This is a genomic window from Micromonospora sp. NPDC003776 (genome assembly GCF_053605645.1).
Map to the genome: position 1 here is coordinate 1 of NZ_JBSGJR010000035.1, position 25,726 is coordinate 25,726.

The 25,726-nt window shown below is 67.4% G+C and carries 18 protein-coding genes and 2 pseudogenes; 10 read left to right on the forward strand and 10 right to left on the reverse strand.

All coding sequences use genetic code 11. The features are described 5' to 3' along the window. Nucleotides 1–17: 17 nt before the first annotated feature. Both ACWEVO_RS05630 and ACWEVO_RS05635 read right to left on the reverse strand, forming a co-directional pair. Nucleotides 18–1,556 carry a hypothetical protein gene (locus ACWEVO_RS05630; RefSeq protein WP_452306389.1) on the reverse strand — a complete coding sequence of 513 codons (1,539 nt, stop codon included), beginning with the start codon at nt 1,554–1,556 and terminating at the stop codon, nt 18–20. Nucleotides 1,557–2,397: 841 nt separating this feature from the next. Then, nucleotides 2,398–3,786, reverse strand: coding sequence for an IS1380 family transposase (locus ACWEVO_RS05635; protein ID WP_452306390.1), 1,389 nt, complete (start codon nt 3,784–3,786; stop codon nt 2,398–2,400). 330 nt (nt 3,787–4,116) lie between these two features. On the opposite strand from ACWEVO_RS05635, the gene ACWEVO_RS05640 reads away from it, so the two are divergent. Both ACWEVO_RS05640 and ACWEVO_RS05645 read left to right on the forward strand, forming a co-directional pair. Continuing rightward, complete coding sequence (locus tag ACWEVO_RS05640; RefSeq protein ID WP_452306391.1) at nt 4,117–5,751, forward strand: hypothetical protein; 1,635 nt, start codon at nt 4,117–4,119, stop codon at nt 5,749–5,751. Nucleotides 5,752–5,889: 138 nt separating this feature from the next. After that, a complete protein-coding gene (locus tag ACWEVO_RS05645; protein WP_452306392.1) occupies nt 5,890–6,819 on the forward strand; it encodes a hypothetical protein in 930 nt (309 codons plus the stop codon). Nucleotides 6,820–6,998: 179 nt separating this feature from the next. On the opposite strand, the gene ACWEVO_RS05650 is transcribed toward ACWEVO_RS05645, so the two are convergent. The 4 genes from ACWEVO_RS05650 to ACWEVO_RS05665 all read right to left on the reverse strand — a co-directional run bounded on the left by ACWEVO_RS05650 (nt 6,999) and on the right by ACWEVO_RS05665 (nt 12,234). Continuing rightward, nucleotides 6,999–7,514 (reverse strand): hypothetical protein, encoded by a 516-nt coding sequence (locus ACWEVO_RS05650; RefSeq protein ID WP_452306393.1) that lies wholly within the window; start codon nt 7,512–7,514, stop codon nt 6,999–7,001. A 138-nt stretch (nt 7,515–7,652) separates the two neighbouring features. Beyond that, nucleotides 7,653–8,219 (reverse strand): hypothetical protein, encoded by a 567-nt coding sequence (locus tag ACWEVO_RS05655; RefSeq protein ID WP_452306394.1) that lies wholly within the window; start codon nt 8,217–8,219, stop codon nt 7,653–7,655. A 38-nt stretch (nt 8,220–8,257) separates the two neighbouring features. After that, nucleotides 8,258–9,910 carry a helicase-related protein gene (locus ACWEVO_RS05660; protein WP_452306395.1) on the reverse strand — a complete coding sequence of 551 codons (1,653 nt, stop codon included), beginning with the start codon at nt 9,908–9,910 and terminating at the stop codon, nt 8,258–8,260. Continuing rightward, nucleotides 9,907–12,234 (reverse strand): ATP-binding protein, encoded by a 2,328-nt coding sequence (locus ACWEVO_RS05665; RefSeq protein ID WP_452306396.1) that lies wholly within the window; start codon nt 12,232–12,234, stop codon nt 9,907–9,909. Before ACWEVO_RS05665 ends, ACWEVO_RS05660 begins: the two co-directional genes overlap by 4 nt. A gap of 201 nt (nt 12,235–12,435) precedes the next feature. On the opposite strand from ACWEVO_RS05665, the gene ACWEVO_RS05670 reads away from it, so the two are divergent. From ACWEVO_RS05670 to ACWEVO_RS05685, 4 genes and pseudogenes are all read left to right on the forward strand, one after another. Continuing rightward, nucleotides 12,436–12,693 carry a hypothetical protein gene (locus ACWEVO_RS05670; protein ID WP_452306397.1) on the forward strand — a complete coding sequence of 86 codons (258 nt, stop codon included), beginning with the start codon at nt 12,436–12,438 and terminating at the stop codon, nt 12,691–12,693. Between the two features lie 222 nt (nt 12,694–12,915). Beyond that, nucleotides 12,916–13,017, forward strand: a pseudogene (locus tag ACWEVO_RS05675) (helix-turn-helix domain-containing protein); the annotation flags it as partial. Between the two features lie 83 nt (nt 13,018–13,100). Further along, nucleotides 13,101–13,886 carry an IS630 family transposase gene (locus tag ACWEVO_RS05680; protein ID WP_452306398.1) on the forward strand — a complete coding sequence of 262 codons (786 nt, stop codon included), beginning with the start codon at nt 13,101–13,103 and terminating at the stop codon, nt 13,884–13,886. Nucleotides 13,887–14,056: 170 nt separating this feature from the next. Beyond that, nucleotides 14,057–14,899: pseudogene (locus ACWEVO_RS05685) on the forward strand (DUF4238 domain-containing protein); the annotation flags it as partial. Between the two features lie 238 nt (nt 14,900–15,137). On the opposite strand, the gene ACWEVO_RS05690 reads toward ACWEVO_RS05685, so the two are convergent. The 4 genes from ACWEVO_RS05690 to ACWEVO_RS05705 form a co-directional block, all read right to left on the reverse strand. Beyond that, entirely contained in the window at nt 15,138–16,460 is a 1,323-nt protein-coding gene (locus ACWEVO_RS05690) for a hypothetical protein (RefSeq protein WP_452306399.1), read from the reverse strand. Nucleotides 16,461–16,968: 508 nt separating this feature from the next. Continuing rightward, complete coding sequence (locus ACWEVO_RS05695) at nt 16,969–18,120, reverse strand: ISAs1 family transposase (RefSeq protein ID WP_452306400.1); 1,152 nt, start codon at nt 18,118–18,120, stop codon at nt 16,969–16,971. 229 nt (nt 18,121–18,349) lie between these two features. After that, nucleotides 18,350–19,294, reverse strand: a complete 945-nt coding sequence (locus ACWEVO_RS05700; RefSeq protein ID WP_452306401.1) for a phosphotransferase — start codon at nt 19,292–19,294, stop codon at nt 18,350–18,352. Continuing rightward, entirely contained in the window at nt 19,291–20,742 is a 1,452-nt protein-coding gene (locus tag ACWEVO_RS05705; RefSeq protein ID WP_452306402.1) for an XRE family transcriptional regulator, read from the reverse strand. The genes ACWEVO_RS05700 and ACWEVO_RS05705 overlap by 4 nt, the downstream gene beginning before the upstream one ends. Nucleotides 20,743–21,426: 684 nt before the next feature. Between ACWEVO_RS05705 and ACWEVO_RS05710 the strand changes: the two genes are divergently transcribed. The 4 genes from ACWEVO_RS05710 to ACWEVO_RS05725 all read left to right on the forward strand — a co-directional run bounded on the left by ACWEVO_RS05710 (nt 21,427) and on the right by ACWEVO_RS05725 (nt 25,701). Continuing rightward, nucleotides 21,427–21,648: a hypothetical protein gene (locus tag ACWEVO_RS05710; protein WP_452306403.1), complete on the forward strand. Its 222-nt coding sequence runs from the start codon at nt 21,427–21,429 to the stop codon at nt 21,646–21,648. Next, entirely contained in the window at nt 21,645–22,802 is a 1,158-nt protein-coding gene (locus tag ACWEVO_RS05715) for an FAD-binding oxidoreductase (protein ID WP_452306404.1), read from the forward strand. The genes ACWEVO_RS05710 and ACWEVO_RS05715 overlap by 4 nt, the downstream gene beginning before the upstream one ends. Then, nucleotides 22,799–23,053, forward strand: coding sequence for a DivIVA domain-containing protein (locus ACWEVO_RS05720; protein WP_452306405.1), 255 nt, complete (start codon nt 22,799–22,801; stop codon nt 23,051–23,053). The genes ACWEVO_RS05715 and ACWEVO_RS05720 overlap by 4 nt, the downstream gene beginning before the upstream one ends. 275 nt (nt 23,054–23,328) lie before the next feature. Beyond that, nucleotides 23,329–25,701: an acylase gene (locus ACWEVO_RS05725; protein WP_452306406.1), complete on the forward strand. Its 2,373-nt coding sequence runs from the start codon at nt 23,329–23,331 to the stop codon at nt 25,699–25,701. Nucleotides 25,702–25,726: the final 25 nt, after the last annotated feature.

Below are 25,726 nucleotides of genomic sequence, written 5' to 3' on the forward strand. Positions count from 1 at the left end.
CCGCAGGCGGTTCGAGCTCAGCCGAACGCTGGCCTGGCCCTCGGCCTCGTTCTGGTGGGGACGTGGAGTTCGCCGGCCTGCCGGCTGGTGAAGTCTTTGCCCAACCGGTCCAACTTCCTGCGGACACGCTCGCCGAAGGCCGGCGGCTGCCCGGCCGCCGCGGCGGCCAGCTCCCAGGTCATGCCGTCGTGACCTGCGTAAAGGTCAGCGACCTCCCGCTCTCCGGGCTTGAGCTTGTCGAGGACGCGGTCGATGCGCGGGTCGCGGAACTCGGGCAAGCTGAGCACGAGATCCTCGACGGAGCGCGGGTCGGCCAGCGCCTCGGCCAGGGTAAGGACCACGTCGCTGTCGCTGCCCGCCTGCCCCAAAGGCGTGTGCAGGGACACGACGCGGCGGTACCTGAGCTCGGTGTCGCCGATCAGTCGATGGTTGCGGTGGAGCTCCCTGATCCGCTTGAGCAGCATCTTCCTCGCGTTCTCAGGCTCCGCCTTCAACCAGGCGTCCTCGAGCAGGGCCTCCTTCGCGGCCTCGATGTGCGGCTGGCCCTTCGGGAAAAGATCCAGGACCTCGAGCATGAACTCCCGGACGATCTCCTCGCTGTTCTCCTCATGGAGGATCGCCTTGCGAACCCGGACGGCCGCCCAGAAGACCGCGCGGGCCGCCAGCGCGAAGAGCGTCTCGGTCGCCGTCGACCAGTCAGGCAACCTGATGTCGCGGACGATCGTTACGATGCCCTCCGCGATCGGCCGGATGAACTTGGTGAGGTCGGGCAGCCTCCAGCTTCGGGCGTCGACCATCGAGCTGATCTGCTGCCGCAGCTTCGCCTGGTAGGTCATGAAGCCCGAGGCCCATTCCCGCGTGTGCCGGAACGCGCCGATCAACCAACTTGTGCTGCTGGTCACCGCGTCCCGCAAGCGCTGGGGGACGCTGAACACCGGCCAGGCGGCCGCAGCGATCTGCTCCTGGATACGACGCAGCGCCTCGAACATCGGGGCTCGGACAAGGCTCTGGAGCGTCTCCTGCATCGTCTCGAACAGAGCGAGCGGGCGGACCAGACTCTGGAGCGTCTTCTGCAACTCCTCGACCCAGGCGAGCGGGCTGACCATGTTCGTGACCTGGTCCAGCACCTTCAGCGAGGGGGCTATCCCGTCCAGAAAGGACTGCCTGCCTTCGGCCGTTCCGGCCCAACCGGCGCGCATGGCTCCGCGAAGGCGCGAGTCGCGGCTCGGCGTGCGACGGGTTCGGCCGGCGGCCTCGCGGGCGCTGCGGGTGAGCCGGCGGTCGATCAGCCGCTGATGCGCCCGGGAGACGGCGCTGCGGGACATCGCCTGCTGCCGGCGACGGACCACTATGACCTTGGGCGGCGACACCACGATGCGGGGCATGGCCGAGGTCATCGCGTTGGCCGGGGGGAACATGGCCGCGAGCGGGACACCTGCCCGGTTCTGGTTCGCGGCCGCCGCTCGCTGGAACGCGCGGGCCAGAGGAGTCCCCGTGCGGGCCGGCGGGGTGGGCGAGTCGGGGTTCTCGGCGGCGGCCGCGTCGTTGTCGTTCATGGTGCTCCTTCGTGTCTGGAGTGGTTCTCCTACTCCTCCAGGCCGTCAGAGCGGGGTACCGGCAAAAAATCTTGGAACTTTTTCTGGCCGAGCTTCCCGACGTTCGTCCAGGGCCTTCTGCCGACGTGAATTCTATGAGGTGGGGCTGAAAGAACCGAGGCGCGCTGGACCGCCCTCCGCTCGCCTCTCGTTCGGGGCGGCAGGCGCCTCTGACCGAGTGCCTGTCGGCGGCCAGCAGGATTTCCCCGTGGACGGCCAGGGCTGACGCTACGGAGAGTCGCGGTTTCCGGCGCAACCAACTGCTTGAGCCTCTGGTCGCAGACGAAGTCGACACCGCAAGTACGCCGGAGCCGAGACCAGTTCCTACCGCGCCGCTTCCGCTCCTCGCCGCTGCGCGGCTGTGGTGCGGGTCGGCTTGGTACCGAAGTGGGCCCCAGCCTGATCAAGGGGCCTGTCGGCGACACGCCCGCCCGGACTCGTACCGCGCCGCCGGCAGCCGGGAGCGGCCGTGCAGCAGGTTCCGCCCGCACCGCGGCCGGGACAGCTTTCAGCGCGACAGCGGACGCGGTACAGCCTCGCCGAATCGGCCGGCGGACGGAGCCCGCAACCCACAGCGAGATCAACGCTGCGTAGCCGCCCATGGCCAGATAGCTCCCCGCTAAGCCTCGATCCACCGACGTGGTTGGCGTCGGCACCAGTTGATCTTTCTCTGGTGTGGCTGGACCGTGGGGCGTGCGGGAGTTGCCGATTACGTGATCGGCTTGCTCAGGGTGGGGTTGTTCGGGGCGGGGTGGGTTGTGGCCTGTGGGTGGGCCGCGTGGTTGCAGCTGGTATGGGGTGTTCAGCCGGGTGTGGTGTGGACGGCGGTGAACAGGTTGTCGAACGCTGTCTGCCAGGGCCAGTGCTCGGGTAGGTGCAGGCGGATGGTGCGGGCCCGGTGGGCGAGGCGGGCAGCGACGGTGATGATGCGGGTGCGGATTGTGGCGGGTCGGGCGGTGGCGTAGGCGCCGCCGGTGAGATGCCCGGCGGCGCGGGTGAGGTTGTGGGCGATCGTGGCGCAGGCCAGCCAGGCATTGTTGGCCGAGAACCGGCCTGAGGGCAGGTGGGCGAGGGGTCCGGCGATCAGGTCCGCGTTGACCTGCTCGATGATCGCGTGGCCGCGGTGCTGAGCCTCGGCCTGCACCAGGGTGTAGGGGCTGTTGGTGAACATCGCGTGATACCGGTAGGCCGGCAGGAGTTCTTCCTGGTCGGGGTGTTGGGCGAGGTCATCGCGGTGGATGCGGCGCACGATCAGCCGGGCGGTCACCGCGTGCCGGGAGCCTTCGAAGGCGGTGTAGGTGGTTTCGGCGATCTGCGCGTCGGAGATCCACCGCTGCTGGTCTTCGTCCCAGACGGCCTGCGGGTACTTGATGTCGATCCACTGATCCTCGGGGATGCTGTCGCACGCGGCGCGGATCTTGGCGTCGATGCGGCAGGTGACCGAGAACCGCACCCGGTGGCGCCGGCAGGTGGTGATCACGGTCTTGGCGTAGAACGCCGAGTCGGCCCGCACCACGAGCTCGCCCGAGGCGCCGCAGACGCGGGCGGTGCCGATCGCTTCGGCGATCATACTCGCGGCTCCGCGGGCCGAGCCGGCGTTGCCCGAGCGCAGCCGGGTCGCGGCGATCACTGGCGCGCACAGCGGAGTAGACAGCGTGGCCACGAGAGGGTTGTAGCCGCGTAGCCAGACGTTGTAGCCGCCGACTTTGGCGTGGCCGAACCCGATTCCCTGCTTCTGCTTGCCGTAGACCCGCCGCAGCATCGAATCGATGTCCAGAAAGCACAGCACGTCCGCGCCGGTGAGGATGGGGGCCCGGGCGGCCAGCCCGATCAGCGTGTCGCGGGCGGCGGCCTGCAACTGCCGCACATGCCCGTGCGTGAAGGTGCGCAGGAACGAGCCCAACGTCGACGGCGCATACACGCTGCTGAACAGCGAACGCATGCCGCCGTGCCGAGCCACGTCGAGGTCGTCGATGCTGTCCGCCCCAGCCAGCATGCCCGCCACGATCGTGGCGACCTTGCCCGCCGCATTCGCGCCCTTGTCACCCGGCAACCGGACCCGGTCAGCGACCGCGTCCTGCAGACCGACGCCCTGGGCCAGGCGCATCACCGGCACCACACCGGCGCAGGACACCAGATTCGGATCATCGAACGTCACCGCCGTCACCGGCGCGTCATGGCGTAATCTCACCTGCGAGGTGCCCTCTCGAACCGGCGGAATAGAAGCGTCAGAACTCCTATCCTTCCAGGTCAGAGGGCACCTTCTATCTCCAGGGCCCCGCCAACCGCGCCTTCATCGGTGGATCGAGGCTAAGTGGCCGCCAGTGGGGAATTTCAACTGGCCACTAACAAGTGCCGAGACCGCTTGCTAGGCGAGCCCTCTTGCCGGACACCAGCAACTGCCAATGTCGTCGAGGTGACGGCGTTTAGTGCGAAGTAGTTCTGGCAGAGCGATGCGGCCGTCGAGGATGTGAAAGATACACCGCCTCAACGGCGCCGCCCCTACATCCTCACTGTCAGTTTGCGGGCGGACCTCGAGAGTTCGGTCCGTTCTTCGGACCGGGCTGCCACATACGGCCGTGTCCAGCTCGATCGAGTACGCCGTGCCCCTTACTGTCGGGTGGTGCAGCGATGGGATTCGCTCAATGAGCGGCAGCTCGACCTGCTTCGCCGGATCCACGGCGGTGATGACCTCAGCGGCCCGGACGACGTTGTGTACCGCCGGTCGGCGCGTGCGCTGCAGGACCGGGGCCTGGTGACGGTGACACGCAAGGCAGGGGTGTGGAGGGCGTGCTCGACCGATGCCGGTCGCTTCTACCTTGAGCATGGCCACCATCCCGATCATCCCGACCACCGGGCTTCGCTCCCGCGGTCCGAGACGCCGGCACCTGGCGGCATCGCCGGCGACGCTGCGTCGGCGGACCTGCTGCGATCGGCTCGCGAACTGCTCGACCGCCTACAGCACGAGGGCGGCATGGTCCGTATCGAGAGTCCCGACAGTGGAACGCGGGCCCGGTACCGCCGAATCATTCACGCGTTCAAGCAGCAGGGACTTGTGCCATCAGGTCACCATCTGCGTCACACTGGCCGCGACGCCGGGGACATCGTTATCCGCCTGTACGTCGGCGCCGGTCCGGACGAGACCGACTGGAACCGGATCCGGCTCAACACCCGACGTGTCACCACCGACCCGCATCTGGCGTTCAGCGCCCTCGAAGCCGATCCGACCAGCCTCGCCGTCAGCTCGGAGCTACTGCCCCGGGCGTTGCTGCTGATTCGGCAGCTCGCCGGTGAGGCGGCCCGGCGTGGGCACCGGCTCGGGGTCAACACCAAGGCGAAACACCAGCGGGTGTTCCTCCAGGCCGGGCAGGTTCGACGCACGGTCACCCTGACCGAGGAACGCGACCAGGTCCCGCACGAACCTACCGCCGAGGAGCTGAGGGTGCTGCGCCTGCGGCCGTGGGTGAAACCCGCGGAGTTCGACGTCGTCGACTCCGGCAGGCTCCGCTTGGAGATCGCCCGGGCCGGACACGACAACCGGGACACCTGGACCGACACTCCACGCGTACGTCTGGAACAGCGCGTCGCGCAGATCATCCAAGGGTTCGAGGCTGGCGTCGCCGCCGACGAACAGCAGCGGCGGGCAGCCGAAGCCGCGCGGGGGAAGGCCGCGGCCGAGCACCGGCGGCGGCAGGAGGAAGCCGCGGCCGAGCGCAGACGGCAGGAGGAGGCCACCCTCGCGCAATGGCACGCCGCGATGGCCGACGCCCGCGTCCGGGCCGCCGACAACATCCGCGCGGAAACCTTCCGCAAGGCCTACCAGGCGTGGACCACCGCAGCTGACATCCGCGCGTTCTGCACCGCCCTCGAACAAGCGGCCGAGGGGCGCACCGGCGCCGGCGGGTACCTCGCCAGCTGGGTCGCGTGGGGCAGGACCGCCGCCGACCGGATCGACCCCATCCGCAATCCCCGCGTGCTGGCTGACATCAACTACAACCCCGAACCCGGACCCGACGACCTGCGCCCGTTCCTCGGTGACTGGAGCCCCCACGGACCACGCAAGGAGCACCGCCCTGATCACGACCGGCAGGCCCACGCCGGCATCCGCCGACAGGCCGAATCGTGGCACCACGGGCTGCTCGACCGCGGCGCCTGAAGGGCGTCCACCTCAACCGCCACCACACTCCGGGCGGATGCGCACGAGCCTGCGCCAGGACCTGCCGCCATCGCGGCGCGAACCGCCAGCACGACCCGGTACCACGCAACAAGCGACGCTCACCCGAAGGACGGCTGGATGAGAATCGACCCCTCCCGCTTCACCGTCGGCGACGAATGGGCGTACCGGCAGGCGGACCACGCACCGTCCGAACGCGTCCGCATCCTGGCAGTCGAGCCGAAGAAGAACAGCGCCCGCCTCGAGATCAGATTCCTCGACGACCCCGACGAACGGGTGGAGAAGGTCCCCGGGTCGCGGCTGCGGGTGCCGTGGAGCGAGGTCGGAACCTTCGACGCGCTGATGGCCAACTGGCAACGCATCAACGATCTCAGCCTCGATCACACAGAGGAAGCCAGCGTCGAGGAGATCTTCGGCCTCTTGATCAGCGACGCCGTAGCCGAACTGCTCTGGTCCCCGGTGTCAGGCGCCACCGACATCCACGACAGGGCCCGGCTGAGCGAGATCATCGACGGCCCGATCGACGACATCCTCGCCTCGGCTCAATGGTTCGACCACGACGGCCGGACCACCCTGTCACCGGCCGGCACCCTCCAACTGGTCGAAGCCGCGTGCCGTGCCCATCCGACCCAGGTCCTCGACCTCGTCATCGAGCAGGAAGCCCAGTCCCGCCACAAATGCAAGTTCGGCGACGACTACCGCGTCGGCCGCGACAGCCGATCGACGACACCGGAATGGGAGTACGACTGGTACCGCCGCCACGACCGGCCCCGCCACGAACTACTACGCCAGTGGTGCGGCCACCGGGCAGTCACCCACCACGAACGGTTCCTCGCCGCCGAAGCCGAAACCCACCGCCTCGACATCCTGGTAACCGACCTCCTCAAGGCCCTGGACAACCTCGGCGAACACGAACAGGCCGCCCGGTTCGCCGAGGAACACGAACGCGAGCGCATCACTCCCCACACGATGCGCCCCATCGTCGAACGTCCCCTACACCCCTCCGAGATACCCGTACGCGAGATCAAGGTCAGGCGCCACTGGTGGTGAACACTCGTCGCACGAACGGTCCGATTTCAGGTGCTTCTCGCCAAGCTTCAGTCCACCGGCGCCCCAAAGGGCGTCGTGGTGGCCGCCAGTGGATTCCAGAGTGTTGCCCTTGGCTTCGCCAAGGCCCACGGCATCGCGTACGTACGGCTGGTCGACAACGCCTGGACGTATATCTCACGTCACACCGCTACGACGCCCCACCCGGCCTCCCGTACTCCTGCGTGGACCTGGTTCGCTGGCCAGGGCCGGTGGGTGTTGCTCTGCGCGGCGCAGGAGGAAACGGTCAGCCCTGATGATGTCGCCCTCGTGCTCAGGCGGAGATGACCGTGGGCCCTGCCCCCGGTACCGGCGATGTCAGCGGCCGTCGCGAGCGGGCTGCTGGCGTCGGCGGGGGCGGTTATGTCGAGCACCACGTTGTGAGTCTTGACCAGTTCGACGGCGTCGCCCAGTCGGGTGAGGTTCCGGTTCCGCCGCTCCACCTCGCCGACGTCGAAGCCCGTGGCCGGCAGCTGGTCGGTGACCGCGACACGCCAAGACGACTCGACGCCCTCGCCGTCGGTTAACCCAGCGTGTCGCAGCAGGTCAACGACCTCATCGCCACAAAGAAACCCCGCGACTACTACACCGCCGTCCAACTTCTCACCGACCTGCGCGACGTCGCCGAACGCGACCGCGACACTGCACCGTTCCGGCAACGACTGGCAGAATTCGGACCAACCACGCCCGCAAACCAGCCCCCTCGAACGCCTCGACCTGGTAGCACTCGACCTGTGATCGATGTCGACAGCGGTGATGCGTCGACGCGGGGTGGAGCAATAGGTACGGCCCGCAGCCTAGTCTCGAGGCTTCCGGCTCACCGCGTACGTAATCTGATGGCAGTTGGCGTCAACGATGGCGCTGAGCGCTTTCACCAACTCCCAGTCGGCGGGCGGCAGGGGCGCGCTGCTGGGTTTGGTGATGACCACGGTGATCGGCTGCAGTGGATCGCGGGCGCGAACCAGGCAGGAGTTCCAGATCAGGCTTTGAAGGGCGGCGAGCGGCCCCCAGATGATGAACATGGACGCGCCGGTGGGGCCGTCGGCGAAGCACCTCATGGGCTTTATCTCGATCGTGTCCGGCCTGGGCGACCACTGGTCTCCGAGCGCGAGACGGACGACGGACGCTGGGCCGGGGTAGGCGCGTTTCGTGAAGGTCGCGATCGTCCCGATGCCCTCGAGCGCGCGTCGATACTCCTTCGCCGGCCCGTCCTTGATCCAGACCCTGATTTGATGCGCCGTCATGAACGGCGCCAGTCTGCCGCCGATCTTCGGGTCCTTCACGAAGCGGTTGTACATATCGGTGGCGGCCGGTGCGGATAGTTCCTCCCAGCGTGCGGCGTCCATCTGGCCGACGATCTCCATGAGGACCTCGGTCCGTACCTGGGGTGGAAGCGCCGCCATCAGATTCCCCCAATGGGTGGGAACTCGAGGCGTACGCTGTCGTCGGCGCCACCCAGATCCCCAACGTCGGCCATCCACTGTTCCAGCAGGTCCCGCACGCGCAGATCCTCGAAGACGAACTGATTGCGCCCGACCGATAACTGTTCGATCTCGGCCTCGGACACCTGCTCGCGCATGTCGTAGACCTCGGCGAGGCGCCTGATGTCGCTGACGAAGTCGAGAACTTCCACGTGGCTCTTGCCCTTCGATAGGCGTAGGCCTCGCCCGAGTTGCTGCACGAAGATCCGTCGGCTGTGGGTGACCCGGGTGAAGCACAGGATGTTGACGTCGGGGACGTCGACGCCCTCGTTGAGGATGTCCACGGCTACCAGAATCGGTACCTCGCCGGAGCGGAAGCCCAACAGCCGCTTGCGTCGTTCTCTGGTCTTCAGGTTCGCGTGCAGCGTCGCCGCCCGCTCCCAACCGGGACGCAACGCGATCAAGTCGCGCATCCGCTCCGCGTGCTCGATCGTCTGGCAGAAGATGATGGCTCGGGGGTTCGGCGTCTGGTCCCAGATTTTCTCGATGTGCCCTTTGACGGCGTCGTCCCGCTCGGGGATGAACAGACGCTTGTTCAGGTCTTTGATGGTGTAGCCGTGCTCGGATGCCTCGCGTACGAAGTCCCAGTCGATATTGTCGGCAAAGACGCTGTACTTAACCTCGGCCAGGTAGCCGAGGTTCATGCCCTGCGAGATGGACACCCGAACGACCGGATTTCCGAACGTCCGCTCGATGTCGTACTTGTCGCCACGCCACGGCGTTGCGGTCACCCCGAGCCGCTTGGCCTCGGGCAAACGTTCGAGCAGCGAGGCATAGTTGCCGGTTTCGCCGACGTGGTGGGCCTCGTCCACGATGACGAGGCCGGGCGAATAGCCGGACTCGACGTAGCCGCGGGCCGTCGGAGCGACACCGAAGGTCACGCCGGGCAAGGCGTGCGGCTTCGAGTCACCGTGGAGGAGCCGCGTGGGGACCTGCTTGGGGATGTCACGCCACATGGCGCGTTCCAGCTGCTCCACAAGATCGATCATATGTGCGGTGACCAGCACGCGCGCGCCCGGGTTGGCCAGCAGGAAGCGTCTCAGTACTCGACCGGCGACGACGGTCTTGCCGAGGCCGGTGGCCAAATACACCAGAGCCTGGCCGGCGTCGGTGAGGGCCTCCCACGTGGCCTCCACCGCGCGGTCCTGGTACAGATGCAGGTCGAACGGTTTGACGTTGTCGGGGGCGCGGTCATAGACGGTCGCGAGTCGGCGTCCATCCCATAGGCTGATGTTGATTCCGACGTCACGCAACGCCTGAACGCGCTCATGGGCTTTTCGGGTAAAAGCCCTGTTCGTCACGACCACCGCGCGGTGGATGCCGTAGTGGCGCATCGCCGCGTGGGCCTCGTCCACGGCGTCGTAGTCGACTGACCCCGACTTCTTCCACTTGGCCTGGAAGACCCAGTCCTGCCCCTTCAGGCGAGCGATGATGTCGGCGCCCTTGTCACCTGGGCCGTCGACGTTGACGACCTCAGTGAACGCGATGAGACCAAGCAGTCGCTCGAGCTGCCGCGTGAAGCCCTTCGGCCCCTCGTCGACCAGGAACGCCGGGTCGAGAAACGAGTTCGTCATATCGTGACGATCTCTTCGTCGAGGAGATCGGCGGTCAGCAGCAGCCGAGACAGCTCCAGCGTCTTACGTATGGGCGCTCCCGCGACCATCCTTCGCAGGTCGGCCAGCAGTGCTGCGATCCGGGAGATCTGGTCCGCCTGGGTGTCCTCGCTGAGGGAGGCGTAGGTGGTCCGGAACAAGTTGGCGTCGAGCACCAGGGCGGGACTGTTGGTCACTAGGTCGTAGACGCCTTCCGCGCTGAGATAGCGCGCGAACTCCCCATTTTCGACCGCGCCGCTCCAGTCGACGTCGGGCGTGATGCTCACCGCGATCGCCTCGGCGGCTCGCCTGGCTTCGGCGGACAGGGCGCTCCAGTAAGCGTGTGGACTCTTCGGCGCGAGATGGGCGAGGCGCTCGCGCATGTTCTCGAGCAGGGCGTCGCCGCGAGCCCGTACAGCGGCGGCGTCAACCCGGCGGTCGGGGAATTGCTCGAGGATCGAGGTCACCAGATTGTCGAAGGATCCCTCGACGGAGTAGACGTTTTTGAGTCGTGGCGCGCAGCAGACCAGGGCGAGGTTCAACGGTGACCATCCGTACTGGCGGATGAGTGCCGCCTCGGCGTCGACGTAGATCTCGATCTCGCCGGCGACGATCCGAATGGCGGACGGCTGTCTCTGGCCGTCCATGCTCAGTTCGACTCCAGACGTGACGTAAACACGCAGGACGGGCTGCGCGTTGCCGATGCGCACCTCCCGGTCCGTGTCCGGCAAGAGCGTCGCGGCGGATCGCCACCGCGCGAACCGCTCCTCCTCGGTCTCCGGTGTGATCGGTTCCGGCTCATCGGCCGGCTCGTCCCTTTCCCCGCCGAGGTGACCGAGGCCTTCGTCGTCAAGCCAGTCGTCATCGGCCGCCCCCGACGGTGGCGGCGGACCGGGCGGCGGACCGTTTTTGATCCTTTCGTGCGTCTCGATGGCCTCGTACCACTTCTCATCGGTGAGGTACTCAGGATCGTTGGCGCGGAACTTGCTCGCCCAGCCCTTGGCGGTCTCATGGATCGACTTGGTGCCGTTACCCGGGACGAGGTAGCGAACTCCCGGCTTGTTCTCGCGGTAGGCGTTGAAGAAGCGGCTCAACGGAGACGCGTTCTCGCGGCCGACCAGGCGCATGGCGATCTGCGGCCGGAGAGGCTCCGGCCCGCGGATCTTCTCGACCATGAAACGCCATTCGTGTGATGAGGTATCGAAGTTGTTCTTCCGCACGTTCACCGGCGCGTGGTCGAGATGGATCTCGCCGACGATCCGTCCCATCCCAAGCTCCACCGGATACTCCAACTCGAAGTCACCGTCCGGGGTCTCCCAACTGAACAAGGACTTGTCCTGGTACGTGATCGCCCGGCCGTGGCGCAGGAACGTCAGCCCGAAGTCGGACTTGTCGGCGTACCGCTGGATGCCGAGCCAGCCCCAGATCCGCCGTTCCCGCTCCTCGATGTCGGTACTCTCGCAGTCGACGCACTCCTCGTGAGCCACGCTGTACCAGCGGCCGCAGTTCATGCAGGCGTACGCGTTGGTGAGCGGAATGTTGATTCTGTCGCCGGCATGGACGTCCGAGCCCTTATAGGGCACGGAACGGCTTGGGTCCCAGACGCATGGAAGGTGGGGCGCGACCGGGCGACCGTTGACGTACATTCGCTGATTGGCCCCACCCATAAGCTCGGCACCCGAGTGGCCAGCCTGTGGGTCCCGCAGCATGTACGTGTACACGCGCCCCAAGAGGCTCATCGTCTCCTTGACCGCGCGGGTGGACTTCAGCCGAGTCACCATGTCTTCGCGAAGTTTGGTGACGGTGACCAGCGTGCCGTGCTCTTCACGCGACTTGTCCTCGTAACGCAACGGGACCTGATAGGTGGACTCGCGCTGCATCGCCCTGAGATCAATCGTCGCGATCACCCACTGATCGTCACCCCGACACCCGGTCCTGACCTCGGTGACGGCTCCGAGACGCGCCGTGGCGATGTTGAATCCCATGCCGAACAGGCCGAGACTGCCAAAGCGCTGCTTGCCTGAAGTGCCGGCGCTAAGCGCCCGCTGCAGCCGCTCGGGCGACATGCCCCGACCGTTGTCGCCCACCGTAATGACCGACGACTTTCCGGCCGCGCCGGAGGTCGGCAGCGTGATGTCAATCCGAGGCTCCAGCGATCGGTCTCGCGCCGAGGCTTCGATGAGCTCGTCCAACGAGTTGTCGATCAACTCCCCGAGGCATTGATGAAGCTGCAGGTCGACCTCGGCGATCATCTCCAATATTCGTGGCGACGGCGTGAGGTTGAGGCTGCTGAGCCGAGCGGTCATCGGTCGCTTATCTCCCGAGTCAACGAGTTGTGGACGCTGCCGGCGGTGACTCGCTCGAGAAGCGCGGGGACCGTGTGGGGCGTCCTCTGCCCACGGATCGTGGAACTCGAAGTCTAGATCAAGATGTCAACGCCGCCCCAAACCTTGGCTCTGGCACACATTTGTCAGTCGCGTTCGTCCGTAGTTCGGGCGAGGTGCCGGATGGAGATCAGTCCGGCGTTGCTGCCGCAGCTGACGGGCCTGCGTTGGAAACGGTGGCGGTCCGGGGCGAAGATGGCCAACCTCGACGGGAGCCGACGAGACGGCGCTAAGCGCGAGGTCGAGGTCGTGGCTCAGCTCCTGTGCGACCCGGGGCGGCTCGGCGCTGTCTATCGGCTCGTCCTGATGGCCGCGCGTGACGTCGGTATCACGCCGGAGGCGTTGCCTGACTTCCTCGGACTGACGATGACAGGGAACTAGCTAGTGCCCCGTCTTGGAACGTTGATCGTGTAATCCGTCGGTTCTGAGATCCCGTCGGGCAGGCTGTCTCCTGACAGATGAGGCTGTGGGAGGTGGTGGCCGGTGGGCAGACGGCCGGAGGTGTTTGTCCGGCAGGTGTCGATGGCTGAGGGTCAGCGGTTGCAGCGGATCACTCGGACGGCGAGGGATCCGGTGAAGCTGCGTCGGGCGATCGTGGTGCTGATGTCGGCCCAGGGGCAGCCGGCGCCGGACATCGCCCACCTGCTCAAGACCAGCGAGGACTACGTGCGGGACGTCATCCACGCGTTCAACGAGCGGGGGTTCGACGCGCTGGACCCAAAATGGAGCGGGGGCGCACCGAGACGGATCGATGAGCAGACCCGCGACTGGATCTGCGTCATCGCCCGGTGCGACCCCGGTTCCTCGGCAAACCCTTCTCCTGCTGGTCGCTTGTCAAGCTGCGCGACTACCTCATCGAGTCCGGTTATGTCGCGGCGATCAGCGTCGAGAGCATCCGACGGATCCTGCATGAACGCGGGGTCTCCTGGCAGGCCACGAAGACGTGGAAGGCCAGCACAGACCCCGACTTCACTTCGAAGATGCGCCGGATCCTGGACCTCTACGATCACCCGCCAGCAGACGGCCGGGTGATGTGCGTGGACGAGTTCGGGCCGCTGAACCTGCAACCCCGCCCTGGTCGCGCCTGGCGACCTCAGGGCCGGCCGGTGCGGCTGCGGGCCACCTACACCCGCGACCAGGGCGTCCGGCACATGATCGCCGCACTGGACCTGGCCACCGGGCGGCTGCATTACCGCATCCGTGACCGCAAACGCTGGCGGGAGATCCTGAGCTTCCTCAAGACCCTGCGCCGCCGCTGGCCCGACCAGAAGCTGTATCTGATCTGCGATAACTTCTCACCGCACAAGCACCCCGAGGTCCGCGCCTGGTGCGCCGCCAACCAGGTCGACCTGGTCTTCCTGCCGACCTACGCGTCCTGGCTGAACTGGATCGAAGCCGAGTTCGCCGCGGTCCGATACTTCGCTCTCAACGGCACCGACCATCGCAGCCACGCCGAGCAGGACGCCGCCATCGGCGACTACGTCCGATGGCGCAACCAGCGAGCACGCCCCAAATCCGGATTCGCGATCAACTCCAAGATCCGCCACCCGGATTACCCGTTCAAGGCTGCATGACGGGGCACTAGTTCGGCCCGAACAGTTCCGCATATGTCTTGACGCTGATGGCACTATGATGGGGTGGACCTGCCATCTGCCGGCGATGCGCCGGTTAGTGTTCGCCACCTCGCTGCACTTCGTGAGTATGCCGACGGCAACGTCGTCGAGCAGCACTCGTCGCCCGCGTCGTCCTAAAGCAGTGGACGGATGAGAAGCGGGTGCTGAGCGCTGTCAGCGTCACCGACCGCGAGGCGAAGGTAATCAAACGTGGCCCAGCCGGAATGGGGAAGATTCGCAATTTCATTCCGCAGGCTTCCCGGTCAGCCGAGCAGATATGGGGCCCGACCGAACAGCGGGTGCCGCGTCTATTTCGTATGTGCGACGAGGACGCCATCCTGGATGATCCCACTGCGACCGAGGCGCTGCGGGACGTCGTGGCGCTGCACTACATCCGCAATCGAAGCTTCCATAGGGTTCATGAACGGTCGTACCGGCAACAGCGGCAAAGGATAAAGCAGCTAGTACGGACCCACCCAGATTACGAGGCGAGTTTCTTGCGCCGCCTCGGCCGCCAGCCCAGCACTGAGGAAGATCACGAGTTCTACTTCGAAATGGTGCTGGCTCGGGAGTGGGAGTGGGACTCATATTTCCACAGCGGGCTACTGTTCCGGGCAAGCGTGGAGCGTATGTTCCGCCAATGCCAGAAGTGGATGTCTGGCCGGCCGGTTCAACTGGTGCACCCCGCCTCGGGCGAGTTCCTTATTGGGGATGCTCCAGTGGTCTCGCTCGACGCGCGCGGCCACCTTGGATCAGAGCGCGGTATCGCCCTCGGCGACGCGACCAAAATCCTCATGCCCCTCACCCCTAGGTCACTGGTAGCCTTCGGCCCTTCCGGAGTTGGCAGGGTACCCGAGACGATGGTCGACGAACTGAATGCATATCAGGTCCGGGCAGCACACGAGTTTGTATTCCTTCGTCCGGGGAGCAACCTTGAGCAGTTCGTTCGCGATTCGCGCTTCGGTTCAGCATGAGCGTGTAGCAATCGGAGCATCCCCCATCGGGCGTGCGGCGCCGCCTCGCCGTCGGATAGGCGCCCAGTATGAATTCGATTAAAGCCGTCCGCCGCAACAGGCTAACTCCCAGTTTCGCCCGACCGGAGGCTTGGGAATGCATCGGTAACCGCATCTTGCAACGTTGGTGCTGTTGCGGGATGCTGCCACATGAGTCCCACGAGGTTGCACATTTGAGCGGGCGTTCGTTTATCAAGATTTAGTGCGAAGCTTTGATGGCCTTCCACAGAAAGTAGGTTCGATCGGTTTCGAACTGCTGCTGCTCTTCAACTCGCTTTACAAGGAAGGGCAATACTGTCGGAGCCGCTCCCAGAGTTCCTGCGGCCGCCCCGATAGCGGCAACTAGTGGCATTCCGCCACTCACGGCCACCGCGCTGACCGTAGATCCAATTGCGGCAGTCGCAGCGCCGAATGAGGTGCCTAGCATGACTTTCCGGGTCATCGCACGCCGGCTAGCGGCCATCCTATTTTCGAGTTCGACGAGTTGCGGTCGGATTTTTCTCTGCCATACGACTTCGGCCGCCCGTTCGGGTGAATCTACAGCGGCATTATTGATGGTCTCGTCGATCGCCTCGGCGGTTAGCTCCTGGAACCGCTGAAAGTGTTCATATTCTGACTCGCGAAGTCTGATCAGATCCTGAGTTTTTAGTCCAACCAATACCGGAATCCGCACGCGGAGTGCCACGTCCTCAACCGTCAAGCCTGGGACCCCACGCGGACGTAGAAACAGCCCCGGCGCCCCCAGGGAAGCGAGCGGTATACCCGCTCTTCGGGCTGACGCGGCATCGAAAATAGTTTCGACTAGCCGGTCGCGTAAAATCTTGAGGGCTACTTCGAATTTCTTCGGCTTGGCCTTACGAATGAACGGCACCTTGATGTTGCCCACGAAGTCCGGATCGTTAAGCCATCCGTACCAGACTCCCGACTCCCGCTCCTCAAGGCCGACCCGCCCAGCCTTACTCATTTCCTTTGCAAGCCCCAGAAGTTCATCGTCATCGACTAGATCGTCAACGCCGAGCATGCGGGCATAGTGGAGTGCGTGATCTTCGCAGAAGCAATCAACGCGCTGCTTGAAGATGATGTAATTCGCCAAGCCGGTATTCCGAAGGTGTAGCATCAGAGATACATCATTCACTAGATCATAGACGGCTCTCTCGATTCCTCGCTTCGTGGTAATCTCATCAAGGTGCGTATACCGAGGGCGCGATGGCCCCTCCATCACGACGGCGTCAAAGTAGTGAAGCACTTGCGAGAACTCGTAATCCGCGACCTCGGCCCTGCAGTCGAAGTCCTGACAGGTGTTGTCGCTCATCAAGTCGAGGCCGAGACCCGCTACAACCGCTCCGTTGCTCGGGATATCGTCCATAACCGACATCGGCATTGCCGACTGGAGACCGGCCAAGTGCACCAACTTGTCTGCGGCTCCACTCGATTTCAGGACCGTGCGCACCATGTCGGGCGAGGTGACCTCGTACTCGTCGATCCATTCGTAGAGCCAATGCTGACCCGTAATCGATTCCATCTAGCTAGCAACTCCCTCGAAGCGGCAAGCCAACGACCCCGGTATTATCTCGTACGTACGCAAGGGTGCTGACGTCAGGCAAGCTGGATGCATCGCGTTGGCAAACCACCATCGCGCGACCGGGCGCACTCTCATTGGCATGAGCGGTCGCTCGGCAGGGACGGTGGTAATCAGTATGACGGTGGGGCCAGAGGGATCCGGCGTCCGTGGTCCTCCGCCGGTGACGCCGAAGGTGGGATGTGGACGGAGCAGTGTTGATCTTCGACGATGTGCGCGGCGTGTGCTCTCCAGCCGGTGCCACCCGGGGTGAGCCGGTGCCAACGTGGGGCACCCCGGGCGGCTGCCGGTCGCAACCCGGGGTTCGTGTGCTCCGGGTGTGCTCCTGGGCTGGGAGAACGGCGGTCCGGTGAACGTGGGTGAACGTGGGCCACTCCCTGCCACCCCAGGTGAACCCCCAGGTCGCTAGACTGTGCCCTCGCGCCCTCGTAGCTCAGGGGATAGAGCAGGGTCATTGCGTTCTCGGGTAACTGCTGGTCACGGCGGTGATCAGGTCGTGTGAGCGGCGGTTGGCTTGGCGGGTAGCGCGGGCGATGTTGGTCGCGCCGGTGATGCGGTGCCAGCCGATCGCGGTGTTACGCAGGGTTGCGATGACGGCGGGTCCGGTGCCTGTCCGTGCTTGGTGAAGGTCTTCACGGAACGTCACGTCGCGTACGTGATGGAGGCGGTTCTCGATGTGCCAGTGCCGGCGGATCCAGGTCTGCAGGTCGCGGGGCGGGGCCTGGCCGGCGGGCAGTGACACGGTCAGGTAGGCGGTCTCGCGGCTGGTCTTGCCAGCGACGATGCGGGTGCGGGTGATCCGCACGGCTTGCTGGGCGTGCGGGAAGGCGATGCCGCCGGGCGTGGCGACGGTGACGGCTTTGACGGTGCGGGTTTCGCGGCGGCCGTGGCCGCGGTCGCGGGTGCGGTCACCGACCGGGATCTGTGCCCAGGGCAGCCGTTTGAGCTGCTTGAACAGGGTCGGCTGGTTGGCTTTCACCTGTACGAGCAGGTGCGCTCGGCGGGCGGTGACCTCGTTGGCGTGCCCGGTCTGGGTGTGCAGGGCGTCGGCGATGAACAACACCCCGGCGAGGGTGCCGAGCACCTGTTCGACGGCGTCGAGCAGCGGCGCGAACGCCGGGATCTCGTTGCTCTTGGCGTCCACGGTGACCTGGGCGAGGACAACGCCGGTCCCGGTGTCCAGCGCGGAGAGCAGATGCACCTGGCGGCCGTCGTCGGTGCGGGCGCCGCGCAGTGTCTTGCCGTCGATGGCGATCACCGTGCGGTACCGCCTCAGTCTGCTCACGTCGACGGGCGTGCGGGTGCGCAGCCAGCCGGCCAGGACGGTGCCGAGCAGCGTGTCGTCCAGGCGCGTCAGGAGCCGCCAGACAGTGCTGCCGGCCGGCACTCCTGCGGTGAACCCGAGCCGTTCCTGGGCGCGTTCGTCCAGGTCGTGCAGCCAATCGGTGATCGCGGCGAACGACGACGCCCCGGCCATGACGGCGCAGACCGCCACCGCCAGCAGCGCGGTCAGCGGGTAACGAACGCCTCGTGGGTCGCGTGGATCAGGAACAGCGGCGAGTGCGTGCAGCAGCCCGCCGTGTTCACCGTCGGTGACTGGCACGGCCTCGGCGATGGAGGCGGGTGCTGCTACGGCCAGTGCAGGGATGAGAGATGATGCCATCGGCGGGTGGGGTCTTCCTCGGAGTCGTGAAGCGTCGCAACTCCATGATCACCGATGCGGCCTCACCCGCTCCTTACGCCTCCACAAAGGCCGAATTCGTCTCGAAACTCCTGGTCAGCGGCCTACCGGCCGACTATGCAATCGCCCTGGGGGATAGAGCATCGGTTTCCTAAACAGTGGGTCTCGGTGAGGAATGAAGACCACGTTGCTGGTCAACCTCAGCGATTGGCGTCCAACGGGCGTCGAAGTGGCCATCTTTGACCGATCGCAGACGGCCCGCGAACTCGGTTCCCACGCCGGCAGAGCTCTGCAGCAGCGGAACAGCCGCAACGACCATCTTCAGCTCCCGCGCCTCACGTAGCAGTGGCCAGTCCGGATCGGTCGTGACGTCGTACCCGTACGCCGCAGCCAGGGCAGCATGTGCTCCGCGCCGACCGAATCGCACCTCGCCGACCGCTACGGCGACCAGGTCCACCTGCCAAGGGCCGCGGCAGGTGGCATCGAAGTCGCACAGCACCACTCGCCCGGCCTGGTCCCGAAGCAGGTTACCCAAGTGGGCATCGCCATGGATGAGTCGCGTGTCCGCCCGCTGCTGGAGGGCAGCGACGGGCTCATCCAGTCGCTCGCACCAATCGAGCAGGAATTGGCGGTCGTCATCGCCCAACCCCTCTGCGTCGACGATGCGCAATCGCGCGTCGCCAATCGGGTCCCACGGTGGCAGAGGAAGCGGCATCGGGTTAAGGCGGTGGAACTCGCGCAGGACTGGTCCGAGTTCTTTCACCGTCGGGTCCGGTGGAGCCGGCGGGATGTACTGCCAGACGGAAGCCAAGAAATCACCGGCCTGCACCGGCTGGGCCACGTCCGGCACGAGACGGATGGTCGGCGCGTCGACCTGCTCGAACCAGCGGCCGAGTTCAACCACCTTGTGCACCCGGTCGGTAAGTCGACGGGACCGAGCGACGCGGATGACGATGCCGGACGAGGGGAGCGCGAACACCGCGTTGTTGGTGAAGCGGAGCAGTTGTGCGCCTTCAGGACGCACCCCCAAGTGCTCGGCGACCTGTTGCATGACCGCCGTCATGATCTTCTCCGTAAAGCGACCTGTCGCGTTCATGTCGACATCGGCGCGATCGCCGCCAGCCCTCGCGCAAAGGCGGCAACCGCGTGATCCGACCGGTGCTTAACCAGATCACGGCGCAGGTTGCGCACGCGATCGACGGTGCGCCGGGAGGTCACGCTGCCGACCCGCGCAATGACACGACGGCCGACGGCGACCGCCTGCTGCGGATCGTCGGCGAGGAACAAAGCGCTACACAGGCCGACCTCATTCAGCAGGAGACTGCGTACGTTGTGAGGGCCGAAAGCGGCGACAGCTTCGTGCACCCAGTGCACGGCATCCGGCGCGTAGCGGCTGTCGGCACGTGCGAGGTCCCGGTAGACGCGGCCGTACTGGGCCAGTAGCTCGCCTCGATCGTAGAAGCGCATCCACCCAGGTTCGCGATCCGGGACTATCCGATCGAACGCGTCGCTCGATTTGCCCAGCGCGGTCAGGGCCTCCTGACGCTGTCCCAGAGCGGCGAGCGACGCCGCTGCGGCGCCATAAAGCATCGCCGAGACAGCGGGAGTGGCTGCTGAGCCAAGCTGCAGCCGAGCGAGCTGCAGGATTGCGAGCGCGTCGCGGTTCTGGCGCTGATGTTGCAGCTGCCGAGCCTGGCAGTAGCGCACCCGTGCCGTCAACAGCACGTCGTCGGCGCCGAGCGCGGTACGCTCGGCCGCGAGGAAGTGCCGGTGCGCGTGGTCGTGCAGTCCGGCGTCGAGGGCCGTCCAGCCCGCCAGTTGGCGGGCTGCCGCGACTGCGGCGACGAGCGGGCGCGTCAGCGTGTCCGGATGGGACCAGTCGAGCAGGCCGTACACCGACTGGGCGAACCGGCCGACCTCCCGGTAGAGCAGGCCACCACCGCACTCGTAGTCCATCGAACGGTAAAGCTCAAGAACGGCGTTCAGCCGCACGATGTCCACCGAGCCGAGCCGGCGAGGACGATAGGCTGCCACGCTGCCCAGCAGACCTGCGCTGGCGGCTACGGCCGCTATTCCGGCCAACAACGCTCGCCGGCCTTCGTCAGCTGCCATCGGTTGATCCAGATCGGTCGGAGTGAACTGTGGGAAGGGAGCGGGACAGGCATCTGGAAGCGCAAACCAAAGCCGAGACGCTGGAATCGCCAGCAGCGTTGCCCAGTGCGCCAGCCGGTCCAGGTGCACCACCGGCGGCCCGTTCTCGATCCGGCTGAGCTGTGCTTGCGTGATCCCCAGCCACCCCGCCACCACGGTCTGCGGCAGTGGGTTCCGCCCGTGGTACGGGTGGAACCGGTACGCCCGGATCACCCGTCCGAGATGCCTCTGCGTCAGCGCCGCCCGCACCGGCTCGTGCTGCCAGAACGACTCCGGCAGAACGGGAGGCGTACTGAGCCTGTCGCGTTCGGCGGCATGGCACGGCGCGCAGCGTCCGGTGTCGTTGTCGCGCGCCAGGCGCCCGCCGCAGCGGGGGCAGTTCGCTTGTGTCACCGGCAACCTCGCCATTCGCGGGGGCTGTGTCGTTCGCGCTCCGTCGAGCCTAACCATTCAAACCGCTTCCGGGGGCTGCGGTATGCGCGCCACGTATATCGACGATATTCGCGCTTATGCCCGACGGAGACGCCGTCGCACAGCCTGAGCGCACAGAAGACACCCGATGGAAGGAGCAGAGTGCACACCTTCGAACGGGTATTCGACGAGCTGTTCGCGCAGCTGACGTCCGCATCGCTCCCGACTGCGAGATCAGGTGCCATCAGTGCCACGTCGGCTGCCACGACAGGCCGACCGGGTGGCAGCCGAGGCGGTGGTCCATGGCATTCGCTGTTCGGAACCGCTACCCCGAAGGGCCCCACCAATGCCTCGCCGCCACCAATGGAACGACCTCCCCGCTCCTCGACGCTGCCCGCCGGTGCAGGACCACCGTCCGCTGCGGTCCGACCGTCCATCGACGGCCGGAAAGGCCAGCCGTAGCCGATGGAATGCGCGAGCGTATGCACGTCGCGCATCGCTTGCACGATCATCGCGGCATGCCAGCACTCCTGACCTGCCTCGACAGTGGGCGAATGGCCCGGGGCGGGTGCTGGGCTCCGGCTGCGTCGTTCCCCCGTACGGCAGCGGCCGTCCCCGCCCGCCCCGGCGCCACTCCACGCACCCCACCGCCGGAGGCGTCCACCGATGTCCGCCGTACTCGCCGACTTTCCCGTGCTCACCCCGGTCACCGACGAGGACCTGGCCCTCGCAGCCCACGCGGCCCGCGTCCACGTCCCCGAACCGTGGCCGCAGGGCCAGCTGTGCCGCAGCGAACGCGTCCCGTACCCGTGCCGCCTGGCCCGCTGGGCCCACGCCACGATCCGCGCCGCCGGCCTCACCGAGGAGCAACTCGGGGAGCAGGCGTGACGGAACCGGAGGCACCTGAGGTGGTCGCCCGCTGGCTCAGTCTGGTCGCGGCGGACGCGGAGCTGTCCCCGTACCTGATCGGGGTGGATCGGGACCGGCTGAAGGAGCAGGTGGCGAAAGCGTTGGCCTCCGGCACCGACCTGCCCTACCTGGGCTGGTCGGAGGCCGAGCACCGCCGGGCCGAGAGCTACCTGCGGCGGCGCTCGTTCTGGGAGGAGGTCGAGGACCGCTGCCCGGGCCGGCTGCCCGAGCGGGACGCCCCGCTCGTCGAGGCCGCCCTGCGCCGGCTCGCCGACGGTCCGGAGCGCCCCGAGAAGCTGGCGCTGCTGAGCGTCCTGGGCCGCGCCTACCGCCGCTTCGGGCTGCGACCAGAGCATCAGACGGTCATCGACGACGCGTTACGGATCACCATGCCGTGGCAAGAAGTCAAGTCGGCAGCCACACGAGCAGGGGACGGTCCGGCCTGGTGGCCGGTCGAGGTGCTCGACCACGACCTTGCATGCGACGGGGTCGCCGTCATCACGGTGCGGCCGTGGCGGCGGCTGTCCTATCGGCCGGGCCAGGCGGTGCCGGTGTGCACGCCGCGCCGGCCCGGCCGGTGGCGCTGGCTGTGCCCGGCGAACGCGCCGCGCCCGGACGGCACCGTCGAGCTGCACGTCCGCTCGGTCCGCGGCGGCGCCGTCTCCACCAGCCTGGTCCATCTGGTACGCCCCGGAGAGCTGCTTTACCTCGGCCCGCCGGCGGACACCGGGCTGAGCCTGCACGACGGGGACCTGCTGCTGATCGCCGGCGGCACCGGGCTCGCGCCGCTGCGCGCGATCGTCGAGCAGGTCGCCGCCGCCCCGGACGGCCGGCGCGTGACGCTGATCGCGGGCAGCCGTGACGTGGCGAGCCTGTACGACGCGATCGCCCTCGACAAGCTCCAGCAGGCGCACGACTGGCTGACCGTCGCACCGGCGTTCTCCCACGACTCCCTCGCTGAGCCGGGGGAGCGGGGCGATGCGCTGACAGTCGCCCTCGACCATTTGCGCGGTGAGCAGCAGGTCTACGTGTGCGGTCCGCCGGCGATGCTGGCGGGCTCTCGGTTGCGGCTGCTCGCCGCCGGGGTGCCCGTCGGACGGATTTACCTGCCCGAGCGGATCCCGTGGCGATGACCGTCTACCGCAGCCGGCACGCCCCGCGGGGCCCGCTCACCCCGGATCGGATCGCCGCGCTGGTGTTGCCGTTGACCGGACGATGGCGGCGCGGCTACCAGGTCGACGAAGTCAATGCCCTGCTGCACCGCCTTGCCTTTGAGTTGCAACGGCGTACGCGCGAGCGGGACGAGATGCGAGCGGAGAACCAGCGGATCAAGGGTGCCCTACGGGCGTGGCAGGCGGAGCAGCGGACGTATCAAGGTCCGTGACCTCACAGCTGACTCGCCGCTTGGCCGCAGGTGCCAGCCCGGATTTCGGCCCCACCGTACCCGCCGGCACGGGTTAGACCGTGTGAGCATTCCGGTCAACCGGGCTGCTCACACCGGCCGGGCGCCTCGGCCCCCTCCGGGAAAACCCGGACCGAACCGGGAGTCATCCCCGGATGACCAGACCGATACACCTGGCTAGCGTCGGTCGGGAATGGACAGTCGACACCACGGGGAGGACGTCCGATGATTCCACCGCACCCACGGCGAGCCGCCCGATGAGAGTGCGGCGGCTCGCCGCCGCAGCCACCGCCGCCGGCCTGGTCGCCGCCGGCCTCACCGCCACCGCCGTGCCGGCCGTCGCCGCCGGCGGCGGCTACTCGGCCCTGATCCGGCGCGCCTCGTACGGCGTACCGCACATCACCGCCCGCGACTTCGGCAGCCTCGGCTACGGCGTCGGGTACGTGCAGGCCGAGGACAACATCTGCATCATCGCCGAGCAGGTGGTGACTGTCCGGGCGCAGCGCGCCCGCTGGTTCGGCGCCACCAGCGACGGCACCGACAACGTCACCAGCGATCTGTTCCACCAGAAGGTCATCGACGACCGGACCGTCGAGCGGCTGCTCACCGGTCCCCGCGACGGCGTGCAGTCGCCCTCCCTGGAGGTACGCGACCAGCTTCGCGGCGTCGCCGCCGGCTACAACGCCTACCTGCGCCGTATCGGGGTGGCCAACCTGACCGACCCGGCCTGCGCCGGCAAGCCGTGGGTTCAGCCGATCACCGAGCTGGACCTGTGGCGGCTGTACTGGACGAACATGGTCCGGGCCAGCTCCGCCGCCCTCGCCGACGGCATCGTGGCCGCCGCCCCGCCCGCCGGCAGCGCCCCGGCCCGCCCCGGCGAGCTCACCGGCACCCGGCCCGCATTGAAGTCCGCGGCCCTGGTCGCCACTGCCGACGGGGCGCCGGCCGGGGTGGGCAGCAACGCCTACGGCCTCGGCCGCGACGCCACCGCCAGCGGGGCGGGCATGGTGCTGGCCAACCCGCACTTCCCGTGGGACGGCCCGGACCGGTTCTACCGCATGCACCTCAAGGTCCCGGGACGGTACGACGTCGAGGGCGCCGCCCTGATCGGCGACCCGTTCATCGAGATCGGGCACAACGGGCGGGTCGCCTGGAGCCACACCGTCTCCACCGCCCGCCGCTTCGCCTGGCACCGGCTCACCCTGGTGCCCGGCGACCCGACCAGCTACCTCTACGACGGCCAGCCCCGCAAGATGACCGCCCGCACCGTCACCGTCCAGACCCCCGGCGGGCCGGTCAGCCGTACCTTCTACGACAGCCACTTCGGCCCGGTCGTCGTGGTGCCCGGCAGGTTCGACTGGACCGCCGACACCGCGTACGCGATCAGCGACCCCAACGCCGCGAACAACCGTGCCTTCGACGGCTGGCTCGCCATGGGACGCGCCGGCTCGGTGGCTGAGCTGCGCGCGGCGCTGGACCGGCGGCAGTTCCTGCCCTGGGTCAACGTCATCGCCGCCGACCGCGACGGCCGGGCCCTCTACGCCGACCACTCGGTGGTGCCCCGGGTCACCGACGACCTCGCCGCCGCCTGCATCCCCGCCCCCTTCCGATCCCTGTACGCGAGCAGCGGCCAGGCCGTCCTCGACGGCTCCCGCTCATCGTGCGAGCTGGGCCGCGACCCGGACGCTGCGGTGCCCGGCATCCTCGGCCCGGCGCGCCTGCCGACGATGGTCCGCGCCGACTACGTGACCAACTCCAACGACAGCTACTGGCTGGCCAACCCCGCCCAGCCGCTGGAGGGTTTCCCGCGGATCATCGGCGCCGAGCGCACCGAGCGCAGCCTGCGTACTCGGCTCGGGCTGCATCAGGTGCGGCAGCGGATCGCCGGCACCGACGGGCTGCCCGGCACCCGCTTCACCCCGGCCAACCTGTGGGCGGTCACCCTTGGCAACCGCGCGTACGGCGGCGAGCTGGTCCGCGACGATCTGGTGCGGGTCTGCACCGCCCACCCGGTCGCCACCGCCTCCGACGGCACCCCGGTCGACCTGACCGGCGCCTGCGCCGCGCTGCGCGGCTGGGACCTGCGGGTGAACCTGGACAGCCGGGGCTCGCACGTGTTCACCGAGTTCGCCCGGGCCGGGGGCCTGCGCTTCGCCGACCCGTTCGACCCCGACCGGCCGCTGACCACGCCGAGCAGGCTCGCCGTCGACGACCCGGCGGTGCGGACCGCCCTGGCCGACGCCGTCCAGCTGCTCGGTGGCATCCCGCTTGACGCCCGCCTCGGCGACATCCAGACCGAGCCGCGCGGCGCCGAGCGGATCCCGATCCACGGAGGCTGGCCCGAGGCCGGCGTGTTCAACATGACCATCAACGTGGTGGAGCCCGGCGTCGGCTACCGGAAGGTGCTGCACGGCACCTCGTTCCTGATGGCCGTCGAGCTGGGCCGGGACGGTCCGTCGGGCCGGCAGATCCTCACCTACTCGCAGTCGGCCAACCCGAACTCACCCTGGTACGCCGACCAGACCCGGCTCTACTCCGGCAAGGGCTGGGACACGATCAAGTTCACCGAGAAGCAGCTCAACGCCGACCCGAACCTGGTCACGTACCGGGTGGGGGAACGGCGCCGCTGACCGAGGGGAGGGTGCGGGCCGGCGG

Coding starts and splice junctions, on each gene's coding strand:
- ACWEVO_RS05665 (WP_452306396.1), bottom strand. CDS start 12,234: ATGACCGCTCGGCTCAGCAGCCTCAACCTCACGCCGTCGCCACGAATA.
- ACWEVO_RS05710 (WP_452306403.1), top strand. CDS start 21,427: ATGTCCGCCGTACTCGCCGACTTTCCCGTGCTCACCCCGGTCACCGAC.
- ACWEVO_RS05630 (WP_452306389.1), bottom strand. CDS start 1,556: ATGAACGACAACGACGCGGCCGCCGCCGAGAACCCCGACTCGCCCACC.
- ACWEVO_RS05670 (WP_452306397.1), top strand. CDS start 12,436: ATGGAGATCAGTCCGGCGTTGCTGCCGCAGCTGACGGGCCTGCGTTGG.
- ACWEVO_RS05725 (WP_452306406.1), top strand. CDS start 23,329: ATGAGAGTGCGGCGGCTCGCCGCCGCAGCCACCGCCGCCGGCCTGGTC.
- ACWEVO_RS05720 (WP_452306405.1), top strand. CDS start 22,799: ATGACCGTCTACCGCAGCCGGCACGCCCCGCGGGGCCCGCTCACCCCG.
- ACWEVO_RS05700 (WP_452306401.1), bottom strand. CDS start 19,294: ATGAACGCGACAGGTCGCTTTACGGAGAAGATCATGACGGCGGTCATG.
- ACWEVO_RS05690 (WP_452306399.1), bottom strand. CDS start 16,460: ATGGAATCGATTACGGGTCAGCATTGGCTCTACGAATGGATCGACGAG.
- ACWEVO_RS05655 (WP_452306394.1), bottom strand. CDS start 8,219: ATGGAGATCGTCGGCCAGATGGACGCCGCACGCTGGGAGGAACTATCC.
- ACWEVO_RS05645 (WP_452306392.1), top strand. CDS start 5,890: ATGAGAATCGACCCCTCCCGCTTCACCGTCGGCGACGAATGGGCGTAC.
- ACWEVO_RS05660 (WP_452306395.1), bottom strand. CDS start 9,910: ATGACGAACTCGTTTCTCGACCCGGCGTTCCTGGTCGACGAGGGGCCG.